This is a genomic window from Streptococcus mitis B6 (genome assembly GCF_000027165.1).
GTDB classification, from domain to species: domain Bacteria; phylum Bacillota; class Bacilli; order Lactobacillales; family Streptococcaceae; genus Streptococcus; species Streptococcus mitis_AR.
On record NC_013853.1, the window covers coordinates 2135076 to 2146611 of the forward strand.

Genomic DNA, 11536 nt, shown 5'->3' on the forward strand with positions numbered 1-11536 from the left:
CAGTTGGGTTAACCAGCTGAGTTTTCTAACATTTTATGAGGTAACATGAAATTATTTTTTAAAACATATTGGACCTATTTTGTTTCTTTCATCATTCCCATAATCATTATGACAGGAGTATATCTATCTCAAGGTATCTACTGGAATAGCGATACATCTCCATTATTAGGAGATGGGTTTCATCAATACGTTATTTTTGATGTAGCTTTACGAAATATCCTACATGGAAATGGTAGTCTATTTTACACCTTTACAAGTGGCCTCGGATTAAATTTCTATGCCCTATCTAGTTATTACTTGGGAAGTTTCCTTTCACCTCTAGTTTACTTTTTTTATCTGTCGAATATGCCAGATGCTGTCTATCTGACAACTCTCTTAAAATTTGGATTGATTGGTTTGTCAACTTACTTTAGTTTAAATAAATTATTTCAATCGATTACTAAGCCTTTAAAACTAGGTTTATCTACTTCCTATGCTCTAATGAGTTTCACTGTCAGTCAATTAGAGATAAAAACCTGGCTAGATATTTTTATCTTGATTCCTTTAATTATAACTGGTTTACAGCTACTGATAACTGAAAAGAAATTCCTATTGTACTTTACAAGTCTGTCAATCTTATTTATCCAAAACTATTATTTTGGCTATATGACAGTATTGTTTCTTATTTTCTGGTATCTCTGTCAAATTTCGTGGGACTTTAAGACTCGAAAATCATCTTTTCTTGATTTCATAATCACCTCCGTTTTAGCTGGTATGACTAGTTTGATTATGACTCTTCCCACTCTGTTTGATTTACAGACACATGGGGAAAAATTAACTGAAATTACAAAGTTTCAAACTGAAAGTAGCTGGTATCTTGATCTCTTTGCTAAGCAATTCATCGGTTCCTTTGATACAACCAAGTATGGGGCTATTCCAATGATTTTTGTAGGACTACTTCCTCTTATTTTGACTATTTTATTTTTTACGCTGAAATCCATTAAGTTTCACGTGAAACTTATCTATGCAATCTTCTTTACATTTCTAATTGCAAGCTTTTATATTGAAGCTCTTGATTTATTTTGGCAAGGCATGCATACTCCAAACATGTTTTTACATCGCTATGCTTGGATTTTCTCTACCTTGTTAATTTACACAGCAGCAGAAGTCTTAAATCGTCTGAAAGAAATTAAAATCTGGAATTTTTTAGTTTCGCTTTTTCTTATAGTAACAGGATTTTTAGCTACCATCTATCTAAAATCACATTATTCTTTTTTAACAGATTTGAATATCCTACTGACTCTTGAATTTTTAGTTGTCTATTCTCTTTTACTCCTTGCGGTTATCAAAAAATTTATCTCGGTGAATCTGTTTGCCATTCTAATTTCTTTATTTATAATAATTGAAGTGAGTTTAAATGCTTCATCTCAAATAGACGGAATTGCTAAAGAATGGGGATTTGCTTCTCGAAGTGCTTATAGTAGAGATATCCCAGCTATGGAATCTTTCTCAACATATATTGGAAATTCATTTACTCGTACTGAAAAACTACAAACTCAGACGGGAAATGACAGTATGAAATTCAACTACAATGGAATCTCTCAATTCTCATCTGTTCGAAATCGTTCAGCAAGCTCTACTTTGGATAAAATTGGGTTTAAATCCTCTGGAACTAATCTCAATCTCCGTTATGGCAATAATAGTATTTTGGCTGATAGTTTATTTGGAATCCAGTATAATATCTCAGAAAGTCCTATTGATAAGTATGGTTTTAAAGATATCTATCAAAAAGATAATCTTACCCTGTATGAAAATCAATACTCTCTTCCGATTGCATTTGCTAGTCAATTTGTTTACAATGATGTCAAGTTCAATGAACATACTTTAGATAATCAAGCCTCGTTTTTAAATCAACTTGCTAACGTCGATTTTGATTATTTTTCTCCAATCCCTTATGACAAAACAGAAAATACTGATGATTTGATTAGTGTTACAAGTTCTTCAAATGAGGATGCAGCAATCCAGTATCAAATTGAAGTACCAGAAAACAGCCAAGTTTATCTTTCTTTCACAAATCTTCACTTTTCTAATGATAAACAAAAGAAGGTTGATATCCTTGTAAATGGAGAAAAGAAAACTTTTACAACTGATAATGTCTTCTCCTTCTTTAATCTAGGCTATACAAAAGAGAAAAAGACTTTCAATATCAATGTTAGTTTCCCTGGAAATTCACAAGTATCATTTGAATCTCCTACCTTCTATCGTTTAGATACCCAAACTTTAACTGAGGCAATTCAAAAAATCAAAGAACAACCTGTCACAATATCAACTTCTAAAAACAAGGTTTTTGCTACATATGATGTCCAACAAGATACATCTATTTTTTTCACCATTCCTTATGACAAAGGTTGGTCTGCCTACCAAGATGGTAAGAAAATAGAAATTAAACAAGCTCAAACTGGATTTATGAAAGTTGATGTTCCCAAGGGGAAAGGAACTATTACACTTTCCTTCATTCCCAATGGTTTTATTGCTGGAGCAATTTGTTCCTTTACTTCTCTCTTACTATTTGGAACCTATAATCACAGACGAAAGTCATCTAAGGCATAAAAAATCGACCAATTAATCGGTCGATTTTTTTAATCTTCTTCCATTTTCTTAGGTTGATAGGCTAGCATACCTAAACCAGTAAATAGGGCTAATATCACGGCAAGGAAAACGACTTGATGATGAATATTTCCTGTCATAGAGATTGTTTGTCGTAATCCCGAAACTGAATAACTCATTGGTAACCAGGGATTAATAGCTCTAAAGAAATCATTTGTCAAGGCAAGTGGATAAGTACCTGCACTTGATGCTAACTGTAATAAAAGCAAAATAAGAGAAAAGAAAGCTCCTATACGGCTATTCCATGTTGTTAAAGCGGTCACCATGGACATGAATACTAAACTTGTTAGGATAATGAGAATAAATGTTCTCATCTCATGATTTGCAGTTAAACCAATAAGATGAACTCCTCCATATACCAAAATTCCTGCTAAAACAGCTATAATACCATTTATTTCAGCTCGAGATTTCAACCAAGCCCAACGGCTATCCGGATGACGTCCTGAAGGCAACTTCGCAAAGATCATATTCGTTGATATTGCTGCAACAAAAAGAGCAACTGATATCATATAAGGAGACATTGCAATTCCATTTACAGGAACTTGATCATTGTCTGTTTTTGAAAGATTGAGTGGATTTGACAAAATCTCTGCATTTTTAGATTCCGTAGATGATGATTTGAGTTGATCACTAGCATTACTTAGTCCTTGTCCTAAAGAAGCAACTCCTGTCTGTAAACCTTCCAATCCAGAAGTTAACTTTGTTCCACCTTCTGCTAGTTTCCCAGCTCCATCTGCCAATTTATTAGCTCCACTTTCTAATTGAGAAGCACCTGAAATTAACTGACTGGATTTGTCAGCTAGTTGGCTAGAGCCTGACTGCAATTTATCAACTCCTGCTATCAATTCTTGACTCTTTTGATTCAATTGGTTAGAGCCAGTTGATAATTTTTCAATACCAGACACTAATTCTGGAGTTTTTTCAACTAATTGACCAACTCCTGCTGTCAATTTAGAAGATTTTTGTGTCAAGGTAGTTGAGCCTGAAACTAATTGGTCCAAACTACCTGTCAAGGTGGAATTCTTTTCACTTAGTTGACTTGCGCCCTGAGAAACTTTATCAACACCTGCAGTATATGCGTTTACCCCCGATGTGATAGACTGACTAGCAGGAACTAATTTACTCGTCAATGTTCCCTGTATCTCTGTTAATCCACTTGACAATCCTGTCAAAGAAGTAGAAGCAATAGGTAATACTTGATTAGCTTGATTTTTTAATGTCGAAAGATTAGAAGATTGATTTTGTAAGTTTTCTAAACTTCCCTGTAAACCTTGAACTAAAGCTACAATTGACTGTGCTAATTGAATACTATCAGTCGAATTTTGAGATACAGAAGCACTTATTTCAGCTTGTTGCTCACTTGTCAAAGATTGATAAGCTGCTGTCGATTGAATATTGGCTAATGTAGTCGCTTTATCAGACTGAGCACTTGCTAACATTTGATTAGAAAGAGATACTATACTTGATAAAACAGAATCTAAGTGTTTTGTATCTCCAACATCAATATTTTGAATAGCTTGATTTAACTGATTTAGACCGGAAGATAATTGAGCAATTTGATCTTTTTGCTCAGACGAAGCATCTAACTTACTAGAAAGTTGTTGAATTCCTTCACTTAATTGCTCCACCCCCATTCGAAGTGTAGCTGATTGATTAGATAACTGATTAGCACCTGTTGCAAGATTTCTTACTCCATTTGTATAGGCACTAACACCAGATGAAAATTGATTAAGACCAGCATTAAGCTGAGAAACACCGCCAGTATAGGATTCTACACCAGTATATAACTGATTGATTCCTCTTACTAATTCAGGACTTTTAGAAGATAATTGACCTAACCCACTATCTAATTGACTCACTGCACCAGTATATGTAACTAAACCACTATTAAAATTCCCTAAGCCAAGATGAAGTTGTTCGACACCAGAAATATAAGAGGATAATCCTCTAGTAAACTGTTCCGTTCCATTTGAAAATGTTAAACTTGAATCTGCTAAAGAGTGTAGGTTAGTAGTTAATGTGTGACTTCCTGTCACTAACTGATTCGCTCCATCAGTTAATTTTTCACTACCAGAAGATGCTTGACTCATACCATCCTTTAAATCGACCATTTTGTTAAATAAAGCTTTGGTATAGGTCTCGGTTACATTGGTAGAAACATTCTGCTTTAATTGTGTCATTGCAGAATCACTCATCTTGCTTGCAATAAAGCTATGACCACTTGAAGTCTGATAATCGATTTGCATTTGCTCTGGATAATCCGTTAAAATAGAAGCTGCTTTTTCAGATAAATCACTGGGTAAAGTCACTACCATATAGTAATCGCCATCTTCCAATCCCTTCTTTCCTTCCTCTTCATCTACAAAATGAAAATCCAAGGTTTTATTTTCTTTTAAATTGGTCACCATGTCTTTTCCTATAGACATGCTATTACCATTATAGGAAGCCTCTTTATCATTATTAACAACTGCCACAGGTAAGTCAGACAATTGCCCATATGGATCCCACATTGATGACAAAAATATGATATTGTACAGAGCTGGAATAAGAGAAATCCCTATCATGACAATAATAAAGGTTGGTTTTTTAAAAATTGCTTTCCATTCTTTAAACATAGTTTCTCCTTTTTTAAACATATTGTCTAAAATTTTGATATAATAGATTATACATTAAAAAATCTAAATTACAAGATAAAAAATCCATTTTTAGACATATGGTCTAATTTGTTTATAAGGAGGAAATATGCAAGAAAGTAACAAACGCTTAAAAACAAAGCGAACTATTGAAAATGCTATGGTACAATTACTAATGGAACAACCATTTGATCAAATTTCTACTGTCAAGCTAGCAGAAAAAGCCGGAATTAGTCGTTCCAGCTTCTATACTCACTATAAAGATAAGTATGATATGATTGAGCACTATCAAAGCAAGCTATTCCATACATTTGAATATATTTTTCAAAAACATGCTCATCACAAAAGAGATGCTATTTTAGAAGTATTTGAATATCTAGAGTCAGAACCACTCCTGGCTGCTCTTCTTTCTGAAAATGGGACCAAAGAAATCCAAAATTTCTTACGAAATAAACTTCATATCATGCTCAGCACAGATTTACAAAAACGCTTTATGCAACTGAATCTCACTACCACTGAATTAGAATATAGTAGCATCTATCTAACTCACGCACTTTTTGGTGTCTGCCAAACTTGGATTGCACATGGAAAAAAAGAAAGTCCTCAAGAAATAACAGACTTCCTTATGAAGATGCTTGGTGATATAAATTGATACAAAAAAGGAACAACACTATGTTCCCTTTTATCTATACTCCGCCAGTAGGACTCGAACCTACGACATCATGATTAACAGTCATGCGCTACTACCAACTGAGCTATGGCGGATAAAATAGTCCGTACGGGATTCGAACCCGTGTTACCGCCGTGAAAAGGCGGTGTCTTAACCCCTTGACCAACGGACCTTCTATCTGTAGCAGATATAACCATTATATCAATTTCTTGCTAATTGTCAATTACTTTTGAGATTTTTTCTCTAGAATATCTTTTAATTTTCTAATTTTTAATCTTGAAATAGGACAACGATGGTCTTCATAGAAAACAATTTCTAAGTTTTTTCGATCAATTTCTCTGATATTGCCTATATTTACCAAAAATGACTTATGAGGAGAATAAAATCTCTGAGTATGTTTGTCCTTTTCCTGAATATCTGTCATGGTACCGTAAAACTCTTTTGCAAAATTTTTACCAATAATGCGCAATTTATGAGAAACTCCTGTCGTTTCAATATACAAAATATCATGGTAAGGAATTTTTAAATCATTTCCCTTGTAATTGTAGTCAAAATAATCTACCACATCTTCATTTTCAAGTAACATACTCTTCGTGTAGAATATATTTTGCTCAATTCTCTTCTTAAATAACTCATCATTGATATCCTTATCAACAAAATCTAAGGCTGATACCTGATATTTATAGGTTAGAGTTGCAAACTCTGATCGACTTGTGATAAAGACGATAATAGCGTAAGGATTGTAATGACGAATGAGCTGAGCCACTTCAAATCCCTTTTTCTCAATTCCATGAATATCGATATCTAGGAAATAAAGCTGGTTTACTTCGTCGTTTTCAATGTATTCTTCAAATTCACGGACTTTTCCCGTTGTCTTGTATGATATTGGAATATTCGATTCTTTCGAAATTTCATCCAATATTCTCTCTAGTCTCACTTGATGTTCAATAACATCTTCTAAAATTAAAACTTTCATTCAAATTCCCTCTTAAATCTAATGATTTGTCTAAATGTACTGCCTTCCATCTCTGTTTCTAAAATAATATTATTGTACTTATCTAATAATTCTTTCACATTATTTAATCCTACTCCGCGATTTCTTCCCTTAGTGGAGAATCCTAAAGCAAATAGATCTCCTGAAGGAGTCATCGTCATTTTACATGAATTCTGAATCACAATAACTGTTTCAGTTTCCATCTTAATAACTGCTACTTCCATCTGCTTTTTATAACTATCAGCAGATCCTTCGACAGCATTGTTCAATAAAACACTCATAATACGAACCAAATCCAATAGTTCAATTGGAAGATTAGTAATCGTATCTTTTACTTCCAGTGTAAACTCTACACCATTATTTCGAGCATAGACAATTGACTGAGCAACTAAACTTCGTAAAGCTGAATCTTCTATGTTGTTCAAATCAAAGTAAGTGTACTTATCTGAACGCAATTTATGATTTGCTTTAACTAAAACTTCATTGTAAACTCTGTCAATTTCCTGTAAATTACCACTGTCAATTGCCATCTGCATGCTGACAAGCATCCCAGCATAATCATGTCGAAAACCACGGATTTCATTATACAAGCCAACAATTTCATCTGTGTAGTTTTGTAAATGTTTCTGTTCAAATTTCTTCTGCTTCAAAGCAATCTCTTTCTCCATTTGTTCTTTATGCGAATTCATTGCAAAGAAGGTCAAAAATAGAGAAATAAAGACAATAGATGACAAAATACTTCCAAAACTATTCAAATGTTTAATCGTACTTACTATATCTGAAACGAAAGATAAAAGATGTAACAATAGTAAAGCAAAAAATACTTTTTTCAAAAAAGGATAAAGGTAGTCCTTGTCAAAATAGGCTAGTTCCAAATGGAAATAATGAATGATTTTTAAGACAACAAAATAGGTCAACGTTGAGATTGCTAAAAAGAATAGGCCATAATATTGTAAAACAAAATTGTCTCCTGTTATAGAGGAGAAAGTCACGGACAGAAAGTTATGAGTGCTCTCATATAAAAGAGATAGTAGTAAACTTATGAATAGTCCTCTATCCCTCTCATACTGTTTGATCCATCGAAAATAGGAATATAATCCCAAAGGAAATAAAAATGTTACAATTCCTAACCCATCTAAAGATAGAAAATAGAAGGGAAGTTCAAGTACTGCTTCTACTAGTAATGTATAAGCACCAAAAACGTATAGTTCCTTTGCTTTTATTTGACCTTTACAAATTAAATGGTAACTGTGACTAAGAATTAGAAAATATAATATAAAATCCACTACTAAGAAAAAATCCATTCTGCTACTCCTTTATCTTCTTCTAAATAAATTAAATAAAGCACCATCTGGTTTCCTCATCTCCCCACCTTTAATCTTTTGCAATTCTTTTTCCTTCAAGGCTACAAACTGTTCCAATTTAACTGTGTTTTTCATAATAAAATCTCCTCAATGTTTTTTTCTTGTAAGCTAACTTACAAAAACTATTATACAAAATGGAATTTTGTTTTAGATAAAATTCTCTCAACTGTCATTTTTTTATCCCCAAGTGTACTTTTTTAAGAAAAAAGCCGGGAAAATTCCCAGCTTTGCTACTATATTGATCCCAGCAGGATTCGAACCTGCGACCGTTCGCTTAGAAGGCGAATGCTCTATCCAGCTAAGCTATGAGACCTAATACAGCTATTCTACCAAAAATTCAATTGAAAGTCAATTTTCTATTTATGATAGGGTGAGCCCTGCTGTATTGTAAAAGCTCGATAGATTTGTTCAACAAGGACTAGTCTCATTAACTGATGGGGCAAGGTTAAACGGCCAAAACTAACAGAGAGATTGGCTCTCTTTTTTACATCCTGTGCTAATCCCAGACTCCCTCCAATAATAAATGTAAGAGTAGAAAATCCTTTTATAGAAGCTTCTTCTAACTGCTTACTAAATTCTTCTGAAGCAAGTGTTTTCCCCTCAATGGCTAACACAATAACAAAATCACGATCACCAACTTTTGATAAAGTTCTCTGACCTTCTATTTCTAAAATCTTTTGATTTTCTGACTCACTAGCCCTATCTGGTGTTTTTTCATCTGCTAGCTCAATCATTTCAAGCTTAGCAAATCGAGAAATTCGTTTTGAATACTCCGCGATACCATCTTTTAAATACTTTTCTTTCAGTTTCCCAACTGTTACAACTTTAATTTTCATGACTCTATTCTAACATATTCTTTATTTTTTAACATCTTATTCACAAAATAAAAGGTTAATTTTAACCGAGAAAACCACAGATTTTTGAAAGTTATCCACAATCTGTGAAAAACTTTTGTGTTTAAGTTATAATTAAGCTAGTCAGTTTATACTTTCAGTAATTTCAAACATATGGAGGAAAATATGAAACATCTAAAAACATTTTACAAAAAATGGTTTCAATTATTAGTCGTTATCGTCATTAGCTTTTTTAGTGGAGCCTTGGGGAGTCTTTCAATAACTCAACTAACTCAAAAAAGTTGTGTAAACAACTCTAACAACAATAGTACTATTACACAAACTGCCTATAAGAACGAAAATTCAACAACACAGGCTGTTAACAAAGTAAAAGATGCTGTTGTTTCTGTTATTACTTATTCAGCTAACAGACAAAATAGCGTATTTGGCAATGATGATACTGATACAGATTCTCAGCAAATCTCTAGTGAAGGATCTGGGGTTATTTATAAAAAGAATGATAAAGAAGCTTACATCGTAACCAATAATCACGTTATAAATGGCGCCAGCAAAGTAGATATTCGTTTGTCAGATGGAACTAAAGTACCTGGAGAAATCGTCGGAGCTGATACTTTCTCTGATATTGCTGTCGTCAAAATCTCTTCAGAAAAAGTGACAACAGTAGCTGAATTTGGTGATTCTAGTAAGTTAACCGTAGGAGAAACTGCCATTGCTATTGGTAGCCCGTTAGGTTCTGAATATGCAAATACTGTCACTCAAGGTATAGTATCTAGTCTTAATCGAAATGTATCTTTAAAATCTGAAGATGGACAAGCCATTTCTACAAAAGCCATCCAAACTGATACTGCTATTAACCCAGGTAACTCTGGTGGCCCACTGATCAATATTCAAGGACAAGTTATCGGAATTACCTCAAGTAAAATTGCCACAAATGGAGGAACATCTGTAGAAGGTCTTGGTTTTGCAATCCCTGCAAATGATGCTATCAATATTATTGAACAGTTGGAAAAGAACGGAAAAGTGACTCGTCCAGCTTTGGGAATTCAAATGGTCAATCTCTCAAATATTAATACAAGTGATATTAGAAGACTGAATATTCCAAGCAATGTAACATCTGGTGTAGTTGTTCGTTCTGTGCAGAGCAATATGCCTGCTAATGGTCATCTTGAAAAATACGATGTTATTACAAAAGTAGATGACAAAGAGATTGCTTCATCAACAGACTTACAAAGTGCTCTTTACAATCATTCTATCGGAGACACCATTAAGATAACTTACTATCGTAACGGTAAAGAAGAAACTACATCTATTAAACTTGACAAGAGTTCAGGTGATTTAGAATCTTAATTGACATCTATGTAAAGAAAGCTTTACATAAAAGAAAAGATGTGTTAGTGTAGAATCATGGAAAAATTTGAAATGATTTCTATCACGGATATACAAAAAAATCCCTATCAACCTCGAAAAGAATTTGATGGAGAAAAACTACATGAACTAGCACAGTCTATCAAAGAAAATGGGGTCATTCAACCGATTATTGTTCGTCAATCTCCTGTTATTGGTTATGAAATCCTTGCAGGAGAGAGACGCTATCGGGCTTCACTTTTAGCTGGTCTAAGGTCTATCCCAGCTGTTGTTAAACAACTTTCAGATCAAGAAATGATGGTCCAGTCCATCATTGAAAATTTGCAAAGAGAAAATTTAAATCCAATAGAAGAAGCACGCGCCTATGAATCTCTTGTAGAGAAAGGATTTACCCATGCTGAAATTGCAGATAAAATGGGCAAGTCTCGTCCTTATATCAGCAACTCTATTCGCTTGCTTTCCTTGCCAGAACAGATCCTCTCAGAAGTAGAAAATGGCAAACTATCACAAGCGCATGCTCGTTCGCTAGTTGGGTTGAATCAGGAACAACAAGACTATTTCTTTCAACGAATCATAGAGGAAAACATTTCTGTAAGGAAGTTAGAAGCTCTTCTGACAGAGAAAAAACAAAAGAAACTTCAAAAAACGAATCATTTCATACAAAATGAAGAAGAACAGTTAAAAAAACTACTCGGATTAGATGTAGAAATCAAATTGTCTAAAAAAGATAGTGGCAAAATCATTATTGCTTTCTCAAATCAAGAAGAATACAGTAGAATTATCAACAGCCTGAAATAAGGCTGTTCTTTTATTTTTTTATCTCACAAGGTTATCCACTATTTTTTTTAATAAAAAGCTTAATAAATCAATAGTTCCTGCCTTTATCCCCAACCTGTGGATAAAACTTGGTAACATTGTGGATTATTTTTCACAGCTTGTGGAAAATTCTTGCTATCTATGGTAAAATAAGTCTAACATTAAACTTTTAAATAGTAAAGGAGGAGAAAGGA

The 11536-nt window shown here is 33.5% G+C and carries 9 protein-coding genes and 3 tRNA genes; 4 read left to right on the top strand and 8 right to left on the bottom strand.

Annotated elements, in window-relative coordinates; genetic code table 11:
- Nucleotides 1–45 precede the first annotated feature (45 nt).
- Nucleotides 46–2589, top strand: a complete 2544-nt coding sequence (locus tag SMI_RS10475; RefSeq protein WP_000764979.1) for a YfhO family protein — start codon at nt 46–48, stop codon at nt 2587–2589.
- Nucleotides 2590–2618: 29 nt separating this feature from the next.
- On the opposite strand, the gene SMI_RS10480 is transcribed toward SMI_RS10475, so the two are convergent.
- Complete coding sequence (locus tag SMI_RS10480; protein WP_000472055.1) at nt 2619–5261, bottom strand: YhgE/Pip domain-containing protein; 2643 nt, start codon at nt 5259–5261, stop codon at nt 2619–2621.
- Nucleotides 5262–5388: 127 nt separating this feature from the next.
- Between SMI_RS10480 and SMI_RS10485 the strand changes: the two genes are divergently transcribed.
- On the top strand, nt 5389–5931 hold the full coding sequence (locus SMI_RS10485; protein WP_001158276.1) for a TetR/AcrR family transcriptional regulator: 543 nt from the start codon (nt 5389–5391) through the stop codon (nt 5929–5931).
- A gap of 39 nt (nt 5932–5970) precedes the next feature.
- Here SMI_RS10485 and SMI_RS10490 read toward each other — a convergent pair.
- From SMI_RS10490 to rlmH, 7 genes are all read right to left on the bottom strand, one after another.
- Nucleotides 5971–6044: transfer RNA gene (locus tag SMI_RS10490), tRNA-Asn, on the bottom strand.
- 5 nt (nt 6045–6049) lie between these two features.
- Nucleotides 6050–6121: transfer RNA gene (locus SMI_RS10495), tRNA-Glu, on the bottom strand.
- A gap of 51 nt (nt 6122–6172) precedes the next feature.
- Complete coding sequence (gene comE / locus SMI_RS10500) at nt 6173–6925, bottom strand: competence system response regulator transcription factor ComE (RefSeq protein WP_000866062.1); 753 nt, start codon at nt 6923–6925, stop codon at nt 6173–6175.
- Nucleotides 6922–8247, bottom strand: coding sequence for a competence system sensor histidine kinase ComD (comD, locus tag SMI_RS10505; protein WP_012972628.1), 1326 nt, complete (start codon nt 8245–8247; stop codon nt 6922–6924). Before comD ends, comE begins: the two co-directional genes overlap by 4 nt.
- Before the next feature lie 12 nt (nt 8248–8259).
- A complete protein-coding gene (gene comC, locus SMI_RS10510; RefSeq protein WP_000799698.1) occupies nt 8260–8382 on the bottom strand; it encodes a competence-stimulating peptide ComC in 123 nt (40 codons plus the stop codon).
- Between the two features lie 164 nt (nt 8383–8546).
- A tRNA-Arg gene (locus SMI_RS10515) sits at nt 8547–8620 on the bottom strand.
- A gap of 43 nt (nt 8621–8663) precedes the next feature.
- Complete coding sequence (rlmH, locus tag SMI_RS10520) at nt 8664–9143, bottom strand: 23S rRNA (pseudouridine(1915)-N(3))-methyltransferase RlmH (RefSeq protein WP_000695939.1); 480 nt, start codon at nt 9141–9143, stop codon at nt 8664–8666.
- Nucleotides 9144–9326: 183 nt separating this feature from the next.
- Between rlmH and SMI_RS10525 the strand changes: the two genes are divergently transcribed.
- Together SMI_RS10525 and SMI_RS10530 are read left to right on the top strand one after the other, a co-directional pair.
- The gene (locus SMI_RS10525; protein WP_000681606.1) at nt 9327–10508 is read left to right on the top strand and encodes a S1C family serine protease; all 1182 of its coding nucleotides are present in this window, start codon (nt 9327–9329) and stop codon (nt 10506–10508) included.
- Nucleotides 10509–10565: 57 nt separating this feature from the next.
- The gene (locus tag SMI_RS10530) at nt 10566–11324 is read left to right on the top strand and encodes a ParB/RepB/Spo0J family partition protein (protein WP_000410369.1); all 759 of its coding nucleotides are present in this window, start codon (nt 10566–10568) and stop codon (nt 11322–11324) included.
- Nucleotides 11325–11536 lie beyond the last annotated feature (212 nt).